Source organism: Streptomyces javensis (assembly GCF_039525925.1).
GTDB lineage: Bacteria > Actinomycetota > Actinomycetes > Streptomycetales > Streptomycetaceae > Streptomyces > Streptomyces asiaticus.
The window spans coordinates 32,151-54,094 of record NZ_BAAAIF010000052.1; the positions used below are offsets into that span (position 1 = coordinate 32,151).

At 71.0% G+C, this 21,944-nt stretch carries 18 protein-coding genes and 1 tRNA gene; 11 read left to right on the plus strand and 8 right to left on the minus strand.

The window, feature by feature from the left end:
• The first annotated feature begins 58 nt into the window (after positions 1-58).
• The 6 genes from eno (at position 59) to ABD329_RS34005 (ending at position 6,809) form a co-directional block, all read left to right on the plus strand.
• Positions 59-1,339, plus strand: a complete 1,281-nt coding sequence (gene eno / locus ABD329_RS33980) for a phosphopyruvate hydratase (RefSeq protein WP_086884820.1) — start codon at positions 59-61, stop codon at positions 1,337-1,339.
• Between the two features lie 104 nt (positions 1,340-1,443).
• Positions 1,444-1,926, plus strand: coding sequence for an FtsB family cell division protein (locus ABD329_RS33985; protein ID WP_198277879.1), 483 nt, complete (start codon positions 1,444-1,446; stop codon positions 1,924-1,926).
• Positions 1,927-1,996: 70 nt separating this feature from the next.
• On the plus strand, positions 1,997-2,545 hold the full coding sequence (locus ABD329_RS33990; RefSeq protein ID WP_198277878.1) for a DUF501 domain-containing protein: 549 nt from the start codon (positions 1,997-1,999) through the stop codon (positions 2,543-2,545).
• Complete coding sequence (locus ABD329_RS33995; RefSeq protein ID WP_198277877.1) at positions 2,542-3,501, plus strand: Ppx/GppA phosphatase family protein; 960 nt, start codon at positions 2,542-2,544, stop codon at positions 3,499-3,501. Before ABD329_RS33990 ends, ABD329_RS33995 begins: the two co-directional genes overlap by 4 nt.
• A 394-nt stretch (positions 3,502-3,895) precedes the next feature.
• Positions 3,896-5,275, plus strand: a complete 1,380-nt coding sequence (locus ABD329_RS34000) for an NAD(P)/FAD-dependent oxidoreductase (RefSeq protein ID WP_198277876.1) — start codon at positions 3,896-3,898, stop codon at positions 5,273-5,275.
• Between the two features lie 223 nt (positions 5,276-5,498).
• On the plus strand, positions 5,499-6,809 hold the full coding sequence (locus ABD329_RS34005) for an SAM-dependent methyltransferase (RefSeq protein ID WP_198277875.1): 1,311 nt from the start codon (positions 5,499-5,501) through the stop codon (positions 6,807-6,809).
• A gap of 100 nt (positions 6,810-6,909) precedes the next feature.
• Here the strand turns inward: ABD329_RS34005 and ABD329_RS34010 are convergent, their stop codons facing one another.
• Both ABD329_RS34010 and ABD329_RS34015 read right to left on the minus strand, forming a co-directional pair.
• Positions 6,910-9,459, minus strand: coding sequence for an ABC transporter permease (locus ABD329_RS34010; RefSeq protein WP_198277874.1), 2,550 nt, complete (start codon positions 9,457-9,459; stop codon positions 6,910-6,912).
• A 72-nt stretch (positions 9,460-9,531) separates the two neighbouring features.
• Positions 9,532-10,305, minus strand: coding sequence for an ABC transporter ATP-binding protein (locus ABD329_RS34015; RefSeq protein WP_214665001.1), 774 nt, complete (start codon positions 10,303-10,305; stop codon positions 9,532-9,534).
• Between the two features lie 413 nt (positions 10,306-10,718).
• Here ABD329_RS34015 and ABD329_RS34020 point away from each other — a divergent pair.
• Both ABD329_RS34020 and ABD329_RS34025 read left to right on the plus strand, forming a co-directional pair.
• A tRNA-Leu gene (locus ABD329_RS34020) sits at positions 10,719-10,801 on the plus strand.
• Between the two features lie 185 nt (positions 10,802-10,986).
• The gene (locus ABD329_RS34025) at positions 10,987-11,883 is read left to right on the plus strand and encodes a Bax inhibitor-1/YccA family protein (RefSeq protein ID WP_198277872.1); all 897 of its coding nucleotides are present in this window, start codon (positions 10,987-10,989) and stop codon (positions 11,881-11,883) included.
• Between the two features lie 152 nt (positions 11,884-12,035).
• Here ABD329_RS34025 and ABD329_RS34030 read toward each other — a convergent pair whose 3' ends face one another.
• A complete protein-coding gene (locus tag ABD329_RS34030; protein WP_037954490.1) occupies positions 12,036-12,266 on the minus strand; it encodes a DUF4287 domain-containing protein in 231 nt (76 codons plus the stop codon).
• 119 nt (positions 12,267-12,385) lie between these two features.
• Between ABD329_RS34030 and ABD329_RS34035 the strand changes: the two genes are divergently transcribed.
• Positions 12,386-12,727 carry a hypothetical protein gene (locus ABD329_RS34035; RefSeq protein ID WP_198277871.1) on the plus strand — a complete coding sequence of 114 codons (342 nt, stop codon included), beginning with the start codon at positions 12,386-12,388 and terminating at the stop codon, positions 12,725-12,727.
• Positions 12,728-12,745: 18 nt separating this feature from the next.
• Here ABD329_RS34035 and ABD329_RS34040 read toward each other — a convergent pair whose 3' ends face one another.
• The 3 genes from ABD329_RS34040 to ABD329_RS34050 form a co-directional block, all read right to left on the minus strand.
• Positions 12,746-13,669, minus strand: a complete 924-nt coding sequence (locus ABD329_RS34040; protein ID WP_198277870.1) for a hypothetical protein — start codon at positions 13,667-13,669, stop codon at positions 12,746-12,748.
• Between the two features lie 313 nt (positions 13,670-13,982).
• Positions 13,983-15,203, minus strand: a complete 1,221-nt coding sequence (locus tag ABD329_RS34045) for an acetyl-CoA C-acetyltransferase (protein ID WP_198277882.1) — start codon at positions 15,201-15,203, stop codon at positions 13,983-13,985.
• A 456-nt stretch (positions 15,204-15,659) separates the two neighbouring features.
• Entirely contained in the window at positions 15,660-16,691 is a 1,032-nt protein-coding gene (locus ABD329_RS34050; RefSeq protein WP_198279346.1) for an SGNH/GDSL hydrolase family protein, read from the minus strand.
• A gap of 197 nt (positions 16,692-16,888) precedes the next feature.
• Here ABD329_RS34050 and ABD329_RS34055 point away from each other — a divergent pair, with 197 nt between their 5' ends.
• Positions 16,889-18,274 carry a cystathionine beta-synthase gene (locus ABD329_RS34055; protein WP_198279347.1) on the plus strand — a complete coding sequence of 462 codons (1,386 nt, stop codon included), beginning with the start codon at positions 16,889-16,891 and terminating at the stop codon, positions 18,272-18,274.
• Between the two features lie 282 nt (positions 18,275-18,556).
• Here ABD329_RS34055 and ABD329_RS34060 read toward each other — a convergent pair whose 3' ends face one another.
• Positions 18,557-18,994, minus strand: a complete 438-nt coding sequence (locus ABD329_RS34060; protein ID WP_198279348.1) for a hypothetical protein — start codon at positions 18,992-18,994, stop codon at positions 18,557-18,559.
• Between the two features lie 86 nt (positions 18,995-19,080).
• On the opposite strand from ABD329_RS34060, the gene ABD329_RS34065 reads away from it, so the two are divergent.
• A complete protein-coding gene (locus ABD329_RS34065) occupies positions 19,081-20,460 on the plus strand; it encodes an acyl-CoA synthetase (RefSeq protein WP_198279349.1) in 1,380 nt (459 codons plus the stop codon).
• 25 nt (positions 20,461-20,485) lie between these two features.
• On the opposite strand, the gene ABD329_RS34070 is transcribed toward ABD329_RS34065, so the two are convergent.
• Positions 20,486-21,934 (minus strand): purine-cytosine permease family protein, encoded by a 1,449-nt coding sequence (locus ABD329_RS34070; protein ID WP_198279350.1) that lies wholly within the window; start codon positions 21,932-21,934, stop codon positions 20,486-20,488.
• Positions 21,935-21,944: the final 10 nt, after the last annotated feature.

The window sequence follows — 21,944 nt, forward strand, 5'->3', positions numbered from 1 at the left end:
GCCCTCCCGGCCCGTTAGGCTCGTGCTGCTACCGCAGACCCATACGAAGGAGAACCTCGTGCCGTCCATCGACGTCGTCGTAGCTCGCGAGATCCTCGACTCGCGAGGCAACCCCACGGTCGAGGTCGAGGTTGGCCTCGACGACGGCAGCACCGGCCGTGCCGCCGTGCCGTCCGGCGCCTCCACCGGCGCCTTCGAGGCCCTCGAGCTCCGTGACGGCGACAAGAACCGCTACAACGGCAAGGGCGTGGAGAAGGCCGTCCTCGCCGTGATCGAGCAGATCGGCCCCGAGCTGGTCGGCTATGACGCCACCGAGCAGCGGCTGATCGACCAGGCGATGTTCGACCTGGACGCCACTCCGGACAAGTCCTCGCTCGGTGCCAACGCGATCCTCGGCGTCTCCCTCGCCGTCGCGCACGCCGCCTCCGAGGCGTCCGACCTCCCCCTCTTCCGTTACCTCGGCGGCCCGAACGCCCATCTGCTGCCGGTGCCGATGATGAACATCCTCAACGGCGGGTCGCACGCCGACTCCAATGTGGACATCCAGGAGTTCATGATCGCGCCGATCGGCGCGGAGTCCTTCTCCGAGGCCCTGCGCTGGGGCGCCGAGGTCTACCACACCCTGAAGTCCGTGCTGAAGGAGCGCGGTCTGTCCACCGGGCTCGGCGACGAGGGCGGCTTCGCGCCGAACCTCGGCTCCAACCGCGAGGCCCTCGACCTGATCCTCGAGGCGGTCAAGAAGGCCGGCTACCAGCCGGGCCAGGACATCGCGCTCGCGCTGGACGTCGCCGCCTCCGAGTTCTACAAGGACGGCACGTACCAGTTCGAGGGCCAGTCCCGCTCCGCCGCCGAGATGACCTCGTACTACGCCGAGCTGGTCGCCGCGTACCCGCTGGTCTCCATCGAGGACCCGCTGAACGAGGAGGACTGGGACGGCTGGAAGACCATCACCGAGCAGCTCGGTGACAAGGTCCAGCTGGTCGGGGACGACCTCTTCGTCACCAACCCCGAGCGGCTGTCCCGCGGTATCGACAGCGACACCGCGAACGCCCTGCTGGTCAAGGTCAACCAGATCGGCTCGCTGACCGAGACCCTCGACGCGGTCGAGCTGGCCCAGCGCAACGGCTACAAGTGCATGATGTCGCACCGCTCCGGTGAGACCGAGGACGTCACCATCGCCGACCTGGCCGTCGCCACCAACTGCGGCCAGATCAAGACCGGTGCCCCGGCCCGCTCCGAGCGGGTGGCCAAGTACAACCAGCTGCTGCGCATCGAGGAGATCCTCGACGACGCCGCGGTGTACGCGGGCCGTTCCGCCTTCCCGCGCTTCAAGGGCTGAGCGGACACGTCTGACGCCCGTCCCCGGCCGCGGTCCCGTACCGTGGCCGGGGACGGCGTCGCTCGACGGCGTTATCCAAGCGAAGTCATCACCGGGGAGGCGACGTGCCGGCGGATCGGGAACGGTTCTCCACCGCGACCAGGCTCAAGGCGCTCGGCGAGCACGCCGCCGCCCGGGTCTACCGCGTGCGCACCAAGCGCCGCCGCGGCCGGCTGACCGGCCGGGCCGCCCTGCTCGCGCTGGTCGTCTGCTCCCTCGTCGTGGCGCTCGCCTATCCGATGCGGCAGTACATCTCCCAGCGCTCCGACATCGCCGAGCAGCGGCACGAGGCCCAGCGGGCCCGCGAGGACGTGAAGAAGCTGCGGGAGCGGAAGGCCAGGCTGCGCGACCCCGCCTACACCGAGCAGCAGGCCCGGGAGCGGCTGCACTTCCTGATGCCGGGGGAGACCGGCTTCAGCGTGGTGGACGGCGCCGGCTCCACCGAGCGCTCCACCGACCAGGGCGCGGCCGGCCGCCCCTGGTACACCAACCTCTGGGACGCCGTGGACACGGCGGACGCGGCGGGGGCGGGCGGCGCGCGCCGCTGAGGCGCCGCGCTCCGGCCGCCGGCCGCACCCGGCGTTCGAATCGAAACGAAGAAGAAGAGCTTTCCCACTGATGGATACGCCCCCGCCCCAGACGGAGCCCACCGCGCCCACCGACGCGGACATCCACGCCGTACGGGAGCAGCTGAACCGCGTGCCCCGGGGCCTGCGTGCGATCGCGCACCGCTGCCCCTGCGGCAATCCCGACGTCGTGGAGACCGCGCCGCGGCTCGAGGACGGTACGCCCTTCCCCACCCTCTACTACCTGACCTGTCCGCGCGCCGCGTCCGCGATCGGCACGCTGGAGGCCGAGGGCGTGATGAAGGAGATGACGGCCCGGCTGGGCACCGACCCCGAGCTGGCCGCCGCCTACCGCGCCGCCCACGAGGACTACATCGCGCGCCGCGACGCCGCCGAGGTGCTCCAGGGCTTCCCCAGCGCGGGCGGCATGCCGGACCGGGTGAAGTGCCTGCACGTGCTGGTGGCCCACTCCCTCGCGGCCGGCCCCGGGGTCAATCCGCTGGGGGACGAGGCGATCGCGATGCTGCCGGAGTGGTGGCGCAAGGGCCCGTGTGTGAGCCCCCGCGGCACCGATGGCCCGAGCCGGGAGGAGAGCGCATGACCCGCGTCGCCGCCGTGGACTGCGGCACCAACTCGATCCGGCTCCTGGTGGCGGACGCCGATCCGGCCACCGGGGAGCTGATCGAGCTCGACCGCCGGATGAAGATCGTCCGGCTGGGGCAGGGCGTGGACCGCACGGGCCGGCTCGCCCCCGGGGCGTTGGAGCGCACCTTCGCCGCCTGCCGCGAGTACGCGGAGGTCGTGCGTGAGCTGGGTGCCGAGCGGGTCCGCTTCGTGGCCACCTCCGCCTCCCGGGACGCCGAGAACCGCGAGGAGTTCGTGCGCGGGGTCGTGGAGATCCTGGGCGTGGAGCCCGAGGTGATCACCGGGGACCAGGAGGCGGAGTTCTCCTTCACCGGGGCCACCAAGGAGCTCACCGGCCATGACCACGTGGCCGGGCCCTATCTGGTGGTGGACATCGGCGGCGGTTCGACGGAGTTCGTCGAGGGCGGCGACCGCGTACGGGCGGCCCGCAGCGTGGACATCGGCTGCGTCCGGCTGACCGAGCGCCATCTGGTGGTGGACGGCCGGATCACCGACCCCCCGACGGAGGATCAGATCGCCGCCATAAGGGCCGATGTGGAGCGGGCGCTGGACCTGGCCGAGCGCACCGTGCCGCTCAGCCGCGCCTGCCGTCCCGCGGACGGCCACGCGCTGGTCGGTCTTGCCGGTTCGGTCACCACCGTGGCCGGGATCGCGCTGGGTCTGAAGGAGTACGACTCCTCCGCGATCCACCACTCCCGGATCACCCTCGGCCAGGTCCGCGAGATCACGGGCAGGCTGCTCCGTTCCAGTCACGCGGAGCGGGCGGAGATCCCGGTGATGCACCCGGGGCGGGTCGACGTGATCGGCGCGGGGGCGCTCATCCTGCTTTCGATCATGGAAAGGACCGGCGCCGAGGAGGTCGTGGTGAGCGAACACGACATCCTCGACGGGCTCGGCTGGAGCATCGCCTGAGCGGGCGGAATAACGTATGAGCGGCCGCGGAACCCCCTTCGGGGGCCCTCCGCGAGCCGCCTCCAAGAAAGTTCGTGAAACTCTTCACATGAAAAAGGCGCCTGGTGGCCGCCCGATGCGGCGCTCTGGGGCGGTTTCGGCGGCCGGGCCCCGTAACTGACCGGATCGTGAGGTGTCAGGGCGGTGTTCGGTGGTTCCGCGCGGACTGCCTGGTCTACTCGCGCGTTCAGTCACAAGCCCTGTTCAGAGGGGTAGGAACGGGTGGATCCGGCCAATGGTTCCGCTGTGCTGGTATGGCGTCCATCACGGGAGCGGCGGAGTGTAGCAGATACCCTCACCATGCTTGTGAAGGGGCTCACGAGGTCCCCCCCAAGGGGTGCTGGATACTCGAATCATGAGCACCACGGAGCGTCCCAGGATCCTCGTTGTAGGCGGTGGGTACGTTGGCTTGTACGCGGCGCGCCGCATTCTGAAGAAGATGCGGTACGGCGAGGCGACCGTCACGGTCGTCGACCCTCGCTCGTACATGACGTACCAGCCCTTCCTCCCCGAAGCTGCGGCCGGCAGCATCTCCCCGCGCCACGTCGTGGTTCCGCTGCGGCGCGTGCTCCCCAAGGCGGAGGTCCTCACCGGCCGAGTGTCGACCATTGACCAGGACCGCAAGGTCGCCGTCATCCAGCCGCTCGTCGGCGAGACGTACGAGCTGCCCTTCGACTACCTGGTCGTCGCCCTCGGCGCGGTCTCCCGCACCTTCCCGATCCCCGGCCTCGCCGAGAACGGCATCGGTATGAAGGGCATCGAGGAGGCCATCGGCCTGCGCAACCACGTCCTCGAGCAGCTCGACAAGGCCGACTCCACCACGGACGAGGAGATCCGCCGCAAGGCGCTCACCTTCGTCTTCGTCGGCGGTGGCTTCGCCGGCGCGGAGACCATCGGCGAGGTCGAGGACATGGCCCGTGACGCGGCCAAGTACTACCCGAACGTCAAGCGCGAGGACATGCGCTTCGTCCTCGTCGACGCCGCCGACAAGATCCTCCCCGAGGTCGGCCCGAAGCTGGGCAAGTGGGGTCTGGAGCACCTCCAGAAGCGCGGTATCGAGGTCTACCTCGAGACCTCGATGAACTCCTGCGTCGACGGCCATGTCGTCCTCAAGAACGGCCTCGAGGTCGACTCCAACACCATCGTGTGGACCGCGGGCGTCAAGCCCAACCCGGCGCTGGCCCGGTTCGGCCTCCCGCTCGGCCCGCGCGGCCATGTGGACACCGCCCCGAGCCTCCAGGTCCAGGGCAGCGACTACATCTGGGCCGCCGGCGACAACGCCCAGGTGCCTGACCTCGCCACCGGCGAGGGAGCCTGGTGCCCGCCGAACGCCCAGCACGCGCTGCGCCAGGCCAAGGTCCTCGGTGACAACGTGATCTCCGGTATGCGGGGCTTCCCGCAGAAGGACTACAAGCACGCCAACAAGGGGGCCGTCGCGGGTCTGGGCCTCCACAAGGGCGTCGCGATGATCGTCTTCGGCAAGATGAAGATCAAGCTGAAGGGCCGCCTGGCCTGGTACATGCACCGTGGCTACCACGGCATGGCCATGCCGACCTTCAACCGCAAGATCCGGGTGCTCGCCGACTGGACGCTGGGGATGTTCCTCAAGCGCGAGGTCGTCTCGCTCGGCGCCATCGAGAACCCCCGCGAGGAGTTCTACGAGGCCGCCTCCCCGGTCAGCGCCGCCACCGCGGCCAAGCCCGCGGCCCCGGCCGAGAAGGCCAAGGCGTCCTGACCATACGGGTCCGGACATACGGGCCCGAACCGTACGACTGAACGCCAAGGGCGTCCGCCATCCGTGGGGCGGACGCCCTTACGTCTGCCCTCGGACGCCCTCCGATGGCCCGCTTTTGAAGCTGTTTTGCCGATTCCAGACGTGTCGGCGGGACTGAACGGCGGGTTCCGTGGTGTTTACGTGGTGAGTGAATCTTCCTGACTCGCCATCACGGAGGTGCGAAATGGCCGACGCCGCTGGGCGGATCGCCACCCTGGCCGAGGAGGTGCTGGGAACCCCTCTCCCGATTCGCGTCCGCGCCTGGGACCACAGCGAGACCGGTCCGCCCGGCGCGCCCACCCTGGTCATCCGGCGCCGCCGGGCGCTGCGCAGGGTCCTGTGGCGGCCGGGTGAGCTGGGCCTGGCCCGCGCCTGGGTCGCCGGGGACCTCGATGTCGAGGGCGATCTGTACGACGCCCTGGACCGGCTGTCCGGGCTGCTGTGGGAGCGCGACCCCGCCACCGCGCCGCGGTCCCGGCTCCGCACCGGACTCCAGGCGCTGAGCGACCCCGCGCTGCGCACCGCCGCCCGGGAGATGATCGCGCTCGCCGGGCCCGGGCTGCCGCCGCCCCCGCCGCGCGAGGAGGCCAGGAAGACCCTCGGTCCGCTGCACTCCCTGCGCCGCGACCGCAGGGCCATCAGCCACCACTACGACGTCGGCAACGACTTCTACGAGCTGGTGCTCGGCCCCTCCATGGTCTACTCCTGCGCCTACTGGGACCGGGACTCCACACTGGAGGACGCCCAGCGCGCCAAGCTGGACCTGGTCTGCCGCAAGCTGGCGCTGAAGCCCGGCCAGCGGCTGCTGGACGTGGGGTGCGGCTGGGGCTCGATGGTGCTGCACGCGGCGCGCGAGTACGGGGTGCGCGCCGTCGGCGTCACGCTCTCCGAGGAGCAGGCGGCGTACGCCCGCAAGCGCATCGCGGACGCCGGGCTCACCGACCAGGTGGAGATCCGGGTCCAGGACTACCGCGAGGTCCCGGACGGGCCCTACGACGCCATCTCCTCGATCGGCATGGCCGAGCACGTGGGGGCCGTGCGGTACGCCGAGTACACCGCCATCCTGCACCGGCTGCTGCGGCCCGGCGGGCGGCTGCTCAACCACCAGATCGCCCGGCGCCCCCAGCCGGACGAAGAGGCGTACCACGTGGACGAGTTCATCGACCGCTATGTCTTCCCCGACGGTGAGCTCGCCCCGGTCGGCCGGACCGTGACCCAGCTGGAGGAGGCGGGCTTCGAGGTACGTGACGTGGAGGCCATCCGTGAGCACTACGCGCTCACGCTGCGCCGCTGGGTCGCCAACCTGGAGCGGTCCTGGACCCAGGCGGTGCGGCTGACCTCCCCGGGCCGGGCCCGGGTCTGGCGGCTCTACATGGCGGCCTCCGCGCTCTCCTTCGAGCGCAACCGGATCGGGGTCAACCAGGTCCTCGCCGTCCGCACCCCGGAGGGCGGGGCCTCGGGGCTTCCGCTGCGCGCCCGCGACTGGCGCGGCTGAAACCGGGCACGACGCGGACGTCCCCGCCCGCCCCTCTCGGGGGGCGGACGGGGACGTCCCGGGTCCGGCTCGCCGCTGTGCGGCCCGCTCGGCTACTCGGCTACTCGGCCTTGATGGCGGCCAGCATGTTGAGCTTGGAGGCCCGCCGGGCCGGCCACAGCGCCGCGATGACGCCCACGAAGGCGGCCATCAGCACGAACAGCCCCATCCGGGCCCACGGAAGCACCAGCTCGTAGCTCGGCAGCTCGGTGGCGATCAGCTCACCGGCCGCCCAGCCGAAGAAGACGCCGAGACCGAGGCCGAGCACCCCGCCGAAGAGCGAGATGACCAGCGACTCCAGCCGGACCATCCGCTTGATGCCGGGCCGGTCCAGGCCGATCGCCCGCAGCATGCCGATCTCCTTGGACCGCTCGAAGACCGACATCGCCAGGGTGTTGATGACACCGAGCACGGCGACGATCACGGCCATGGCGAGCAGCCCGTAGAGCATGTTCAGCATCAGGGTGAAGGCGCTGGCGATCTCGTCCGAGGTGTCCTGCTTGTTCTGGATCTTGATCGCCGGGTTGTCGCCGAGCGTCTTCTTCAGCAGGTCCTTGTTGTGCTCCGTGGCGCCGCCCTTGGTCTTCAGCATCACCTGGAAGTCGGCGACGGTGGCCATGTGCGGGGTGACCGTGGCGCTGTCGACCATGACGCCGCGGATCATCTGGTTGCCCTCGTAGACACCGCCCACGGTCAGCTTGCCGCTGCGGCCGTCCTCGTAGGTCACCGGGATGGTGGAGCCGACCTTCCAGTGGTGCTCATCGGCGATCTTGTCGTCGATGAGGGCCTTGGTGCCCCCGAGCGAGGCGAACGAGCCCTCGGTGAAGTCCACCTTCACCAGGTCCTTGATGGCCTTCGGGTCGACACCCGTCAGGGAGTCGGTGTCGCCGGCGACCCGGGCCGGGGAGGAGCGCAGCGGGCTGATCGTGGTGACCTCGGGCAGCTTGGCCAGGGTCTTGGAGACCTCGGGCGACAGCGGCCGCCCGCCGGTCCCGCCGCCCCCACCCATGCTGACGACGTAGTCGGACCGCAGCCCGTCCGCCGCCATCTTGTCGATCCCCTTCTGCATGGATCCGGCGATCACCGTCATACCGGTGATCAGGGTGAGACCCACCATCAGGGCGGAGGCGGTGGCGGCGGTGCGGCGCGGGTTGCGCACCGCGTTCTGCCGGGCCAGCTTGCCGGGCATCCCGAAGATCCGCAGCACCGGGCCGGCGGCCGCGATCAGCGGCCGGGACAGCAGCGGGGTGAGCACGAAGACGCCGATCACCAGGACGGCCGCGCCGAACGCCATCGGGCCCTGGCCGTCGCCGCCCATGCCCGCGCCGGCGACCACCATCGCGATACCGGCCGCGGCGAGGATCGCGCCGATGGTGTTGCGCACCACCAGACCGCGGGTGGTCGGCGCGGCGTGCACGCTGTTCATCGCGGCGACCGGCGGGATCTTGGCGGCGCGGCGGCCGGGCAGCCACGCGGAGAGGACGGTCACCACGACGCCCACGACCACCGACGCCAGCACCGTGGTCGGCGCGACGATCAGCGGACCGTCCGGGACGTTGGCCCCGGTGGAGTTGAGCACCGAGCGCAGCACGGCGCCGATGCCGACACCGGCGGCGAGACCCACCACGGCCGCGACGGCGCCCACGACCGTGGCCTCGATCAGCACCGAACGGGTCACCTGACGGCGGGTCGCACCCACCGCGCGCATCAGGGCGAGCTCCCTGGTGCGCTGGGCGACCAGCATGGAGAAGGTGTTGACGATGATGAAGATGCCGACGAAGAGCGCGATACCGGCGAACACCAGCATCGCGGTCTGCATGCTGCTCATGCCCTCTTCGATCGCCTTGGCCTGGTCCTTGGCGAGCTTCTTGGCGGTGGTCGCCTTGGCCTGCTCGGGCAGGATCTTGTCGAGCGACGACTTCAGGGTGGACTGCGAGGTGCCCGCGGCGGCCTTCACATCGATCTCGTCGAACTGCCCGGGCTTGCCGAACAGCTTCTGCGCGGTGGCCGTGTCATAGAGCGCGAGGGTGCCGCCCGCCGCGACATTGCCGTCGTCGGTGGTGAAGACGCCGACGACCTTCTCGGTGCGCACCGGGCCGTCGACGGAGACCCGGATGGAGTCCCCGGCCTTGTAGTGGCCGCGCTCGGCGGTCCTGGAGTCCAGCGCGACCTCACCCGCGGCCTTGGGGGCGCGGCCCTCGGTCATGTTGTACCGGGGGTCCTTGCCGTCGGGGCCCGGGTAGTAGTTGCCGCCGAGGTTGGAGAAGCCGCCGCCGAGCAGGTCGCCCTTCTTGTCGGCGAGGGCGGAGGAGCCCTTCACCACACCGAAGGCGGAGGCGGCGCCGGGCGCCTTGGACGCCTGGTCCAGCAGCCGCTGGCTCAGCCGGGGCGCGTCACCGGGGTTGGCGGAGTCGTCGTCCTTCTTGTCGGGGGAGATGGCGACGTCGACGCCCTTGAAGCCCTTCTGGGAGCTCTTCTGGTAGGCGTCGGAGATGGTGTTGGTGAAGACCAGGGTGCCGGCGACGAAGGCCACGCCGAGCATCACGGCGAGCACGGTCATCAGCAACCGGGCCTTGTGCGCAAGCACATTGCGCAGGGCTGTACGGAGCATGAGGTGTCAGTCCTGAAGGGGGTGGGGTGGGGGAGTGCGAGGCGGCGTGCTGGTACGGGCGCGCGCCCCGCGTCAGCTCGTACGGCCCTTGGCGTCGAAGCGCTTCATGCGGTCCAGGACCGAGTCGGCGGTGGGGTTCCGCAGCTCGTCCACGATCCGGCCGTCGGCGAGGAAGACCACCCGATCGGAGTAGGACGCGGCGACCGGGTCATGGGTCACCATCACGATCGTCTGGCCCAGCTCCCGCACCGAGTTGCGGAGGAAGCCCAGGACCTCGGCGCCGGAGCGGGAGTCCAGGTTGCCGGTCGGCTCGTCGGCGAAGATGATCTCCGGCTGGCCGGCCAGGGCGCGGGCCACGGCGACGCGCTGCTGCTGGCCACCCGACAGCTGGTTGGGGCGGTGCTTGAGCCGGCCGGCCAGACCGACCGTGGCCACCACCTGGTCCAGCCACGCCTGGTCGGCCTTGCGGCCCGCGATGTCCATCGGGAGGGTGATGTTCTCCAGCGCGTTCAGCGTCGGCAGCAGGTTGAACGCCTGGAAGATGAAGCCGATCTTGTCGCGGCGCAGCTGGGTGAGCTTCTTGTCCTTGAGCGTGGTCAGTTCGACGTCACCGATCCGGGCCGAGCCGCTGGAGATGGTGTCGAGGCCCGCCATGCAGTGCATCAGCGTGGACTTGCCGGAGCCGGAGGGGCCCATGATCGCGGTGAACTCCGCCTGGCGGAACTCGACGGAGACCGAGTCCAGGGCGATTACCTGGGTCTCCCCCTCGCCGTAGACCTTGCTCAGGTCCGTGGCGCGGGCGGCCGCCGCGGTGGAGTGGGCGGTGGTTTGGACGCCGAGGGGCATGGTGGTCACGTTGAACGACTCCTGTCGTGCTCTGCGGGAGTGGGCGGGACGTCACTCCATGGTTCCGGTTGTGAAAGGGAACGGGATCAGCCCGTGCTCCCGTATCCGTGGGGGTCTCGCGATGTAGGTGGTCCTGGCGGAGTCCTCCTTGAGGAGGAGAGGACGCGCCCGTCCGGGGCGTCGAGATTGCGTCAATCCCCAGTTAATGGGGGTTCAGGGCATATCGGCAGGTCCAATGGCCGTCGGCATCTTCGGGTACCCCGCCCCGCTGCTGATGCACCCTCAGTTGCCAATAAAATAAGACAACCTCGGGCCGAGGATTCACTGTGCGGGGGCATGTCCCCGGATAGGCTCGTGCTGCTCTCTTCCAGGGGAGGGCCGTATGCGCGCGGTACGGCCCAGGGGGAACCGCTGCCCGGATGGTGGAATGCAGACACGGCGAGCTTAAACCTCGCTGCCCCTCGCGGGCGTACCGGTTCAAGTCCGGTTCCGGGCACCTTCAGATCCGGTGGGCGCACTCAGCGTGTGTGGATGGTCGCCCCAGGTGCGTGCGCGGGGCCCGCAGGGGCCTCGCGCGGCCTCTTCCTGCGTGAAAAGATCCTCCTTGGGCACTAGGGTGCTTTCTTTGCTTACCCATTACTCTTGAGTCAAGGTCGCGCCCGGCGGCCACGGAGGAGTGAGATGAGGAGCAGCAACCCGGTCTTCTCGCGACGGGGGTTCAGCCGCAGCGGCGGCTACGCCGGTTTCGGCGCGGCGCCGCAGGCCGGGAGTCCCGCCGCCGGTCAGGCCAACCCGTACGCGGGCGGTAATCCGTACGCGCAGACACAGGCGCCCACGAACCCCTATGCGGCGGGCGACCAGCGGAATCTGACCCCCGAACAGCTACAGCAGATGTACGGCGCGCCGCCGGCGGGCCCGCTCCAGACCGGCCGGATGACGATGGACGACGTCGTCATGCGCACCGGTATGACCCTCGGTACCGTCATCGTCGCCGCCGCGGTCGCGTGGATCGCGCAGCTTCCGGTGGGCGTGGGCTTCGGCGCCGCGCTCGTGGCGCTGGTGCTCGGCCTCGTCCAGTCGTTCAAGCGCACGGCCTCGCCCGCGCTGATCATGGGTTACGCCCTCTTCGAGGGCCTCTTCCTCGGCGTCATCAGCCAGGTGTACAACGACCGCTGGTCCGGCATCCCGATGCAGGCCGTGCTCGGCACGATGGCCGTGTTCGTCGGTGTGCTCGTCGCGTACAAGACCCGCCTCATCCGGGTGAACGCGCGGTTCCAGCGCTTTGTGGTCGCCGCCGCCATCGGGTTCATCCTGCTGATGGCGGTCAACCTGCTGTTCGCCGCCTTCGGCGGCGGGGACGGCCTCGGCTTCCGCAGCGGTGGCCTCGGCATCGTCTTCGGCCTCGTCGGCGTCGTGCTCGGCGCGGCGTTCCTGGCGATGGACTTCAAGCAGGTCGAGGACGGTGTCCGGTACGGCGCTCCGCGCGAGGAGTCCTGGCTGGCCGCCTTCGGGCTGACGCTCTCGCTGGTGTGGATCTACCTGGAGCTGCTCCGGTTGATCTCGATCTTCAGGGACTAGCGTCGCCGAGTGTCGCGTAGCACCTCGTAGCACGTAGACAGCGCGTAGAAGGGCCCGCGGAGGCGAAGACCTCCGCGGGCCCTTCTTCCTGTGCGGCTTAAGCCGCTCCGTTCGGTGGGTCTGTCATACACGCTTCTGCCTCCGGGCAGCGGCTACAGCAGCTTGCGTGCCGCACGCCTCAAGTCGTGTTCATGGATGATGGCCTTCGCATGGCCATAGGCGAGCTGGTGCTCGCCGCGCAGCCAGCTGACCTTCTCCTCGAATCGGAAGAAAGCGGGGCCCTCGTCGACCGTGCGCAGCCAGTCTGCGACTTCACGGCCCGTGCACTGGGGGATGCGGGAGAGTAGGTTCCGGTGAGTCTCGTCGGAGAAGATTTGGGACATCGGCGCCTCCGGACGCTTCCATGCCGGACCCGGGTCAACGGCCCGGGTTTCCTTCAGCTCACCGTGCCTGAGTGTTCGCCCGTTGGCAACAGTCCCTCAGTGGCGCATACGCTCGGAGCGTGGATGATGTCTCCCCCCTCCTGACCGCCGTCGACCGGCTCGCCGACCGGTTGCGCGCCCTTCCGCAGTCCCGGTTGCGCGCGGGCGCGGCCGCCGAAGGGCTGGCCCTGGCCAGGGAATTGTCGGTGCGCGCACAGCGGCTCGAGGAGCCGGGAACCCCGCCGCGGATCATGCCGGACGCGGGGCTGTTCGTGGTCGCCGACCAGGTGGCGGTGGCCGGACATGACTTGGTGCACGCGCTGGAGCGTGCGCCGGGCGGCGCCGGGGGCGGCGAGACGGCGCCGGGGGCCGCCGAGGCGGTGGCGCTCGTGGTGGAGGCGGCGCGGCGCTGCGGTGTCTGAGCGCGCGCTTACCGTGAGTTACAGCGAAGCGATGACGCGGTCGGCGAGGACGTACACGTTCTCCTCGCCGCAACCGAACGTGAGCGCGTAGGCACCGGACACGCCCGAGCCGCCCAGCAGCACCGGGGCGGTGCCCTCGCGCAGCGCGTCCGCCAGCCGCTCGGCCGTCTCCCGGTGGCCCGGGGTCATGCAGATCGTGGTGCCGTCGGCGAAGACGTAGACATCGAGGGTGCCGAGCGGCCCGGGCCGCACATCGGACAGCGGGGTGCGGGCGTCGGCCAGCTCGGTGAGCCGGGTCACCGTGCGGTCGTGGTCGGCGATCGGTGATGACGGGGTGAAGTCGGGGTGGGACGGATGGCGACGGCGGGCCGCCGCCAGCTCGGCCGACTCCCGGGGCTCCGCCGCGGGCCCCGCCCCGGCGCCCAGCTCCAGCTCCACCTCGGACTCGACCTCGGGTTCCTGATCCCCATGGGGGTCCATCGCCTCGGGGCCCAGCGCGTCCAGCCCGAGCAGCGGTTCGAGCCCGGCCAGGTCGGCCTGGCGGGGCACGAAGAGCTGCGCGTCCTGGGAGGCGTCCTCGAACCCGCCCGGCCCGCTCAGCAGCGAGTGGGCGTCGGCCGCTCCGGCGGAGTCCCTGGCCTCCTGGGCGGCCCAGAACGCCCGCGCCTCGGCCAGCTCGCGCTCCCGCTCCTCGGCCAGCGCGTCGGCGACGGCCGCGCGTATCTCGGCGGCCGGGGTGGCGCGGGGCGCGGGCACCGTCGGGCCGTCCTCCTCGCCGCCGCCTCCGCCGCCGGTCCGGGCACCGGCGGCCACGGTGGCCGCGAGCTCGGCGCGCAGCTCACTGATCTGCCGGCGCACACCGCGCGCGGTGTGCAAGGCGGCCGCCCCTACGGCCGTGGCGGTCGCCGCGGCCAGGAGGAGGACAAGACTCGTGGGGCTCACTGACGTACTCCCGGTTGGCTGTAGATCCCCCGAATTCCTACCTCAGCTTGAGGCTTATCGCCTCTCGACGTCAGTGCATACCATCACCAAATGGGCAGAATTCGGTACCGGGCGGGTCTTTGGTCACCGGCGCTGAGCTGGGGATACGGCTCTCCCCCAGGACCTTTGTCACATCCTGGGGGAGATTCGGTCACGGCCCGGGCCGAACCAGTGTCGCAGACGCGCTACGCCGCGGCCGCCCGGCCCGGCTCCGCGGACCGGATGGGCTCGCCTCGGCTCCGCGGACCGGCTCGGCTCCGCGGACCGGCTCGGTTCAGCTCAGGCGCTCGATGACCATGGCCATGCCCTGGCCGCCACCGACGCACATGGTCTCCAGGCCGAACTGCTTGTCGTGGAACTGGAGCGAATTGATCAGCGTGCCGGTGATCCGGGCGCCGGTCATGCCGAAGGGGTGGCCCACGGCGATCGCGCCGCCGTTGACGTTGAGACGGTCCAGGTCGATGCCCAGATCGCGGTAGGACGGGATGACCTGCGCGGCGAACGCCTCGTTGATCTCCACCAGGTCGATGTCGCCGATCGACATCCCGGCGCGGGCCAGCGCCTGCTTGGACGCCTCGACCGGGCCGTAACCCATGATCTCGGGGGAGAGTCCGGTGACGCCGGTCGACACGATCCGCGCCAGCGGGGTCACGCCCAGCTCCCGCGCCTTGGTGTCGGACATGATCACCAGCGCGGCGGCGCCGTCGTTGAGCGGGCAGCAGTTGCCCGCGGTGATCCGGCCGTCGGGGCGGAAGACCGGCTTCAGGCCCCGCACCCCCTCCAGGGTGGTGCCCGCGCGGGGGCCGTCGTCCTGGCTGACGACCGTGCCGTCGGGGGTGGTCACCGGGGTGATCTCGCGCTCCCAGAAGCCCTTCTTGATGGCCTCCTCGGCGAGGTTCTGGGACCGCACGCCGAACTCGTCCATCTCCTCGCGGGTGACCCCCTTGAGCCGGGCCAGGTTCTCCGCGGTCTGGCCCATCGCGATGTACGGGTCGGGCAGAAGATCGTCCTCGCGCGGGTCGTGCCAGTCGGAGCCCTCCTGTTCGGCGCGCGCGGCCGTACGGGCCTCGGCCTCCGCGAACAGCGGGTTGTGGGTGTCCGGCAGCCCGTCCGAGGTGCCCTTCTTCGATCGCGAGACCATCTCGACGCCCGCCGAGATGAAGACGTCGCCCTCGCCCGCCTTGATGGCGTGCAGCGCCATCCGCGAGGTCTGGAGGGAGGAGGAGCAGTAGCGGGTGATCGTACAGCCGGGGAGGTGGTCCATCCCCATCTGCACGGCCACGATCCGCCCCAGATTGTGTCCCTGCTCACCGCCCGGGAGCCCGCAGCCGAGCATCAGGTCGTCGATCTCGCGGGGGTCGAGCTCGGGGACCTTGGCGAGCGCGGCCTGGATGATCTCGGCGGTGAGGTCGTCCGGCCTCAGATCCTTGAGCGAGCCCTTGAAGGCGCGGCCGATGGGGGAACGGGCGGCAGAGACGATCACTGCTTCGGGCATCACGGCTCCATGGGGGCGGGGTGCGGGCGGGACTCCGAGGGAAGTTACCCGTACGTATCGGCAGGGTCACGGGGTGCGGGCTGTGACACCGGACTCTTTTTTCCAAGCGTACGCTCAGCGACCCGCGATGCGGAGCCCCTATCGGGGCGTCACCAGGCCGCGCTGGGGCCGGTGGCCCCAGCGCCGGTCCGGCCGGTGGCCTCCGCCCCGGGCCCCTGCCCTGGCCGCCTCGGGCCCTTGCCCTGGCCGTCTCGGGCCCCCTGGCCTGGCCGCCCCGGGCTCCGGCCGCGGACCCGCCCCGGGCTTCGGCCGCGGACCCGCCCCGGGCTTCGGCCGCGGACCCGCCTCGGGCTCCGGCCGGGACCCGCCCCGGGCTTCGGCCGCGGACCCGCCCCGGGCCCCGGCCGGCCCGACCGTCAGCAGCTCTCAGCAGCCCTCAGCAGCCCCCAGCAGCCCTCAGCGGCCCGAAGGGGGTGGGGACGTCGGGGACGAGGTGTCGGGGGAGCCCGAGACGGCCGCGGGCTCCTTCGTGGTGGGGCCCTGGCGGCGCAGCAGACGGGCCCAGGGGCCGCGGGCCGCGGTGACCTCCGTGCCGCCCTCCGCGGCCGCCTCCGCCGCCGCCGTGGCGACCGGCAGGATGCCCTCGTCGAGCATCTCCGGCGCCTCCTCGGGCCACAGGCCCAGCGAGTCGCACAGGGTCGGCAGAACGGCCATCGCGGCCGTGGCGTACCCCTCCGCCGAGGGGTGGTAGTTGTCCGGGCCGAACAGCTCCCGCGGATTCGCCGCGAACTCCGGCCCCAGCAGATCGCCCAGTGAGACCGTGCGCCCGCCCTGCTCGACCACCCCGATCGTCTGCGCGGCGGCCAGCTGCCGGCTCAGCCGCCGCGCGATCCAGCGCAGCGGCTGATAGACGGGCTCGATCGTGCCGAGGTCGGGACAGGTGCCCACGATCACCTCGCAGCCTGTGTCGCGCAGTCTGCGCACCGCGTCCGACAGCAGCCGCACCGACTTGGCGGGCGGCATCCGACGGGTGACGTCATTGGCGCCGATCATGATCACGCATACGTCGGGGAGCAGATCCGGATCCTCCAGCACCAGCGTGACCTGGCGCTCCAGATCGCTGGACTGCGCCCCCGGCAGCGCCACGTTCCGCAGGTCCACCGGGCGCTCCGCGACCGCCGCCAGCCCCGAGGCGAGCAGCGCGCCCGGCGTCTGACTAGGGCGGTGGACGCCCTGCCCGGCGGCCGTGGAGTCGCCGAGAAAGGCCAGCCGCAGTGGTGACTGGCCGGTCCTGCGGGCGAAGGCGAAGCCATATCGGCCGTCCGCGCGCGGAGGCGGATCGTCCGACCCGCCCACGACCCGCTTCGCATGGGACACCTCAGTGAGCAACAGCACGGCGGTCACCCCGCCCAGCAGCCCGATCCCGCCGCCCCCGTACGCCGCCGCGGCGGCGATCCGCCGCGCCACCCTCGCCCTCGACATCGACATGGGTCCAGCCCACCTCCGTCCGCACGCGCACGCGCTTCTTTCTCCTTTGTACGCCTTGCTAACAACTTGTTGCCCCGTGCAGGCTTCGTCCCAACGCACCGGTCGGAGGGCGGCGGCGCGCAATAAGCTGACAGCACGGCCCCGCGACGGCGGCCGCCCCGACGCGGAGATCCCGCGGAACCGGACCAGGAGCAGGTGTGCAGTACTACGAATCGATGATTGAGCTGGTCGGCAACACCCCGCTGGTGAAGCTCAACACCGTGACCGAAGGCATCCGGGCGACCGTCCTGGCCAAGGTCGAATACTTCAACCCCGGCGGCTCGGTGAAGGACCGGATCGCGGTCCGGATGATAGAGGCCGCCGAGCGCTCCGGGGAGCTGAAGCCGGGCGGCACCATCGTGGAGCCGACCTCCGGGAACACCGGTGTGGGCCTCGCCATGGTCGCCCAGCGCAAGGGCTACAAGTGCGTCTTCGTCTGCCCGGACAAGGTGTCCACGGACAAGATCAATGTGCTGCGGGCGTACGGCGCCGAGGTCGTGGTCTGCCCCACCGCGGTGGATCCCGAGCACCCCGACTCGTACTACAACGTCTCCGACCGGCTGGTCCGCGAGACGCCGGGCGCCTGGAAGCCCGACCAGTACAGCAACCCGAACAACCCGCTCTCCCACTACGAGACCACCGGCCCCGAGCTGTGGGAGCAGACCGAAGGCAAGATCACCCACTTTGTGGCGGGCGTCGGCACCGGCGGCACGATCTCCGGCACCGGCCGCTATCTGAAGGAGACCAGCGAGGGCCGGGTCCAGGTGATCGGCGCCGACCCCGAGGGCTCGGTCTACTCCGGCGGCTCCGGCCGCCCGTATCTGATCGAGGGGGTCGGCGAGGACTTCTGGCCGACCGCGTACGACCAGACCGTCGCGGACGAGATCGTGGCCGTCTCCGACAAGGACGCCTTCCAGATGACCCGGCGGCTGGCCAAGGAGGAGGGGCTGCTGGTCGGCGGCTCCTGCGGGATGGCCGTCGTGGGCGCGCTGAAGGTCGCCGAGCGGCTCGGCCCGGACGATGTGGTGGTCGTCCTGCTGCCCGACAGCGGCCGCGGCTATCTCTCCAAGATCTTCAATGATGAGTGGATGGCCGACTACGGCTTCCTCGAGGAGGACGGCCCCTCGGTGCGGGTCGGCGATGTGCTCCAGGGCAAGCAGGGCGGGCTGCCCTCGCTGGTCCATATGCACCCGGAGGAGACGGTGGGCGAGGCCATCGACGTACTGCGGGAGTACGGCGTCTCGCAGATGCCGATCGTCAAGCCGGGCGCCGGCCACCCCGATGTGATGGCCGCCGAGGTCATCGGTTCGGTGGTGGAACGCGAGCTGCTGGACGCCCTGTTCGCGAAGCGCGCGGAGCTGACCGACCCGCTGGAGAAGCACATGAGCCCGCCGCTGCCGCATGTCGGCTCCGGTGAGCCGGTCGAGGACCTGATGGCGGTGCTGGGCGCGGCGGACGCGGCGATCGTGCTGGTGGAGGGCAAGCCCAAGGGTGTGGTGAGCCGGCAGGACCTGCTGGCGTACCTGGCGGGCGACCCGAAGTGAGGGCCCGTAAGGGTTCCAACTCCCCCTTCGGGCAAGTGGTACGAACGTGTCACGCGCCCGCAGCACAGGGTTAACACGGCTCCGGCAGATTAGTGGGCGTCGGAAGGACGACACCGACACCCGAGATGAGGCGACAGGACCTCCGGAGCGGCTCCCGGACCTCCATGTTCGCCTGGACGCGGATTTCCGGCCCTGACCCGGCCCGCGTCCCCGCGGGGACCGCCGTCGTCCCGCCCTCGGTGCCCAGCACCGGGGTGCGGCGGTCCCCGCGCAGTACTTCTCTCAGTCCCCGCTCTCTTCGGGCCTCCGGCCCCGGCGGAGCCAGGAGAAGGCCCCCACGGCATGAACGGCGTTGACGCCGAAGATTCCGGCCCAGGTGATCAGCAGGCCCGGCAGGCCCTCGTTCACGACGCCGATGGCCGACAGCGGGATGGCCAGCACCAGGGAGACCCCGACGAAGGCGAAGCGCTCGCCGAGGCCCAGGCCGTGGGCCTGGTCCGCGGACGCGCCGGTGGCGTACGGGCGGCTGCCGCGGGCCGTCGCCATCTGCTGTTCGGCGAGCTGGCGGCGGACATGGCGGTCCGCCGTATCGTTGAAGCGCTGCTCGACCTTCTCCATGAAGGAGTCGACCAGCTCCGACTCGTACTCCGCACCCAGCTCCTTACGGGTCTGGAGGGCCGCGTCGAGTTCCTTTTTCAGATCCGGGTCACGGGCGTCCATGCTGAGGAACGGTACGGTCGCGGGGACGCTTTGTCGGTAGGGCTAGCCCCCGAAACCAGCCCCCGAACCCAGAAGGAGTCAGTTCCGTGACCGCACCTCTCCTCACGTCCCTCGCCGCGCCCGGCGACGACCGCCCCGACGCGCTGAGCGTCGCCGGCCGCGCGCTCTCGCGCGAGGAACTGCTCGGTGCCGCGGGCGCGGTGGCGGCTCGTATCGCCGGTGCGCCGGTCGTCGCGGTCCGGGCGACCGCGACCCCGGAGACGGTGGTGGCGGTGGTCGGCGCGCTGCTGGCCGGGGTGCCGGTGGTGCCCGTACCGCCGGACTCCGGCCTGGCCGAACGCGACCACATACTGCGGGACTCCGGCGCCACCTTGCTGCTCACCGGAGAGGCCGTGGACGCCCCGGTCGAGACCGTCCCAGTGTCCCTGACCGAGCGCGCGGCGTGGACGAAGGCGGAGCCGGACCCGGAGTCCACCGCGTTCATCCTCTACACCTCGGGCACCACGGGGGCGCCCAAGGGCGCGCTGATCTCCCGGCGGGCGGTGGCCGCCGACCTGGACGGGCTCGCCGCGGCCTGGGCCTGGACCGCGGAGGACACCCTGGTCCACGGGCTGCCGCTGTTCCATGTGCACGGCCTGGTGCTGGGCGTGCTGGGTGCGCTGCGGACGGGCAGCAGGCTCGTCCACACTGGCAAGCCGACCCCGGCGGCGTACGCGGCGGCGGACGGCAGCCTCTACTTCGGCGTCCCCACCGTCTGGAACCGTGTCGTCCAGGACCCGGACTCCGCCCGCGCCCTGGCCTCGGCCCGACTGCTGGTCTCCGGCAGCGCCCCGCTCCCCGCCCCCGTCTTCCGCGACCTGGAACGGCTCACCGGCCAGCGCCCCATCGAGCGCTACGGCATGACCGAGACCCTCATCACCATCAGCACCCGCGCCGACGGCGAGCGCCGCCCCGGCTATGTCGGCACCCCGCTCTCCGGCATCAGCACCCGGATCGCCGCCGAGGAGGGCGCCGAGATCGGCGAGCTCCAGCTGACCGGCCCGACCCTCTTCGACGGCTACCTCAACCGCCCCGAGGCCACGGCCGGTTCGTACACCGAGGACGGCTGGTTCCGCACGGGCGACATCGCCGCCGTCGACCCGGACGGCTTCCACCGCATCGTGGGCCGCGCCTCCACCGACATGATCAAGTCCGGCGGCTACCGCATCGGCGCGGGCGAGGTCGAGAACGCCCTGCTGGACCACCCGGCCGTCCGCGAGGCCGCCGTCGTCGGCGCCCCGCACGAGGACCTGGGCCAGGAGATCGTCGCGTATGTCGTGGCCGACGGCATCGGGGAGCAGGAGCTGATCGACTTCGTGGCCTCCCAGCTCTCCGTCCACAAGCGCCCCCGCAAGGTCCGCTTCCTGGAGGCCCTCCCCCGCAACGCCATGGGCAAGCCCCAGAAGAAGCTCCTGCCCCCGGCCTGAGACCGGCCCGCGAGGTCCCGCCGCCTCACCCGGATTCGGTGACGCGCGGGCGGCCCGGTGTGGGTTCCGGGGCGAGGATCATGCGGTCCGGGACGTGGGCGGTGTCGCGGTGGGCCAGGAGCCAGTAGACGGCGGCGGGGACGGCCAGGCCGATGAGCCAGGAGATGTCCGCGCCGCCCAGTGGGGCGACGAAGGGGCCGGTGTAGAAGGCGGTGGACAGGAAGGGGAGTTGGGCGAGGACGCCGAGGGCGTAGGTGGACAGCGCCTTCCAGCGCCAGGCGCCGTAGCGGCCGTTCGGGTCGCTGAGGGCGGGGATGTCGTAGCGCTCCTTGGCGATGGCGTAGTAGTCGACGAGGTTGATCGCGCTCCACGGGGTGAAGAAGGTCAGCAGGAACAGCAGGAAGTCCTTGAAGGAGGACAGGAAGCTGTCCTTGCCGAGCAGCGCGACCGCCGTGCCCGCGACCATGATCCCGGCGATGTAGGCGGCCCGGCCGCGCGGGGAGAGGGTGGCGCGGCCGCGGAAGCCGCTGACGCTGGTCACCATCGACATGAAGCCGCCGTAGGTGTTGAGCACGTTGATCGTCAGCTTGCCGAGGGCGATGACGAAGTAGAGCAGCGAGGTGATCAGGGCCGCGCCGCCGCCGAGGCCGACGATGTACGTGACCTCGTGGCCGACGAAGGCATGGCCGGCCGCGGCGGCCGCGAGGGCGCCGAAGGTCATGGACCACTGGGAGCCGAGGACGGTGCCGGCGAGGGTCCAGGAGAAGGTGGCCTTCGCGGAGGTGGCGCGCGGCAGATAGCGGGAGTAGTCGGCGACGTACGGGCCGAAGGCGAGCTGCCAGGAGGCGGACAGCGACACCGCGAGGAGGAAGAGCGGGAAGTCGAAGGTCCGGTCGTGGAGGAGGGTGGCCAGGTCGGTGCGGTCCAGCAGCCGGATGCCCAGATAGACGAAGGCCAGGGCGCAGACGACGCCCGCGATCCGGCCCAGGGTGTGGATCAGGCGGTAGCCGACGGCCGCCGCCACGGCGGTGACGAGGGCGAAGAGGACGATGCCGGTGGTGTCGCCGAGATGGGTGAGCTCGCCGACCGCCTGCCCCGCCAGCACGCTGCCGCTGGCGAAGAAGCCCACGTACATGACGATGACCAGCAGCAGCGGGACGATCGCGCCCCGCACCCCGAACTGGGCCCGGGAGGAGATCATCTGGGGCAGGCCGAGCCGGGGTCCCTGGGCGGAGTGGAGTGCCATGACGGCTCCGCCGAGCAGGTTGCCGATCAGCAGGGCGATGATCGCCCAGAAGGCGGCGGCGCCGAAGACCACGGCCAGGGCCCCGGTCACGACGGCGGTGATCTGGAGGTTGGCGCCGAGCCACAGGGTGAACTGGCTGAAGGCGGTGCCATGGCGTTCCGCGTCCGGGACGACGTCGATCGAGCGCTTCTCGACCAAGGAGTCCAGTGCGTCTTGGGAGTCGGGCATACGGTGCTCC

Excerpts from the sequence above, each read along its gene's own strand:
- ABD329_RS34000 (WP_198277876.1), top strand. The coding sequence starts at position 3,896 with ATGAGCACCACGGAGCGTCCCAGGATCCTCGTTGTAGGCGGTGGGTAC.
- ABD329_RS34015 (WP_214665001.1), bottom strand. The coding sequence starts at position 10,305 with ATGCCCCTCGGCGTCCAAACCACCGCCCACTCCACCGCGGCGGCCGCC.
- ABD329_RS34010 (WP_198277874.1), bottom strand. The coding sequence starts at position 9,459 with ATGCTCCGTACAGCCCTGCGCAATGTGCTTGCGCACAAGGCCCGGTTG.
- ABD329_RS34045 (WP_198277882.1), bottom strand. The coding sequence starts at position 15,203 with ATGCCCGAAGCAGTGATCGTCTCTGCCGCCCGTTCCCCCATCGGCCGC.
- ABD329_RS34070 (WP_198279350.1), bottom strand. The coding sequence starts at position 21,934 with ATGCCCGACTCCCAAGACGCACTGGACTCCTTGGTCGAGAAGCGCTCG.
- ABD329_RS34060 (WP_198279348.1), bottom strand. The coding sequence starts at position 18,994 with ATGGACGCCCGTGACCCGGATCTGAAAAAGGAACTCGACGCGGCCCTC.
- ABD329_RS34050 (WP_198279346.1), bottom strand. The coding sequence starts at position 16,691 with ATGTCGATGTCGAGGGCGAGGGTGGCGCGGCGGATCGCCGCCGCGGCG.
- ABD329_RS34025 (WP_198277872.1), top strand. The coding sequence starts at position 10,987 with ATGAGGAGCAGCAACCCGGTCTTCTCGCGACGGGGGTTCAGCCGCAGC.
- ABD329_RS34030 (WP_037954490.1), bottom strand. The coding sequence starts at position 12,266 with ATGTCCCAAATCTTCTCCGACGAGACTCACCGGAACCTACTCTCCCGC.
- ABD329_RS33995 (WP_198277877.1), top strand. The coding sequence starts at position 2,542 with ATGACCCGCGTCGCCGCCGTGGACTGCGGCACCAACTCGATCCGGCTC.
- ABD329_RS33990 (WP_198277878.1), top strand. The coding sequence starts at position 1,997 with ATGGATACGCCCCCGCCCCAGACGGAGCCCACCGCGCCCACCGACGCG.
- ABD329_RS34005 (WP_198277875.1), top strand. The coding sequence starts at position 5,499 with ATGGCCGACGCCGCTGGGCGGATCGCCACCCTGGCCGAGGAGGTGCTG.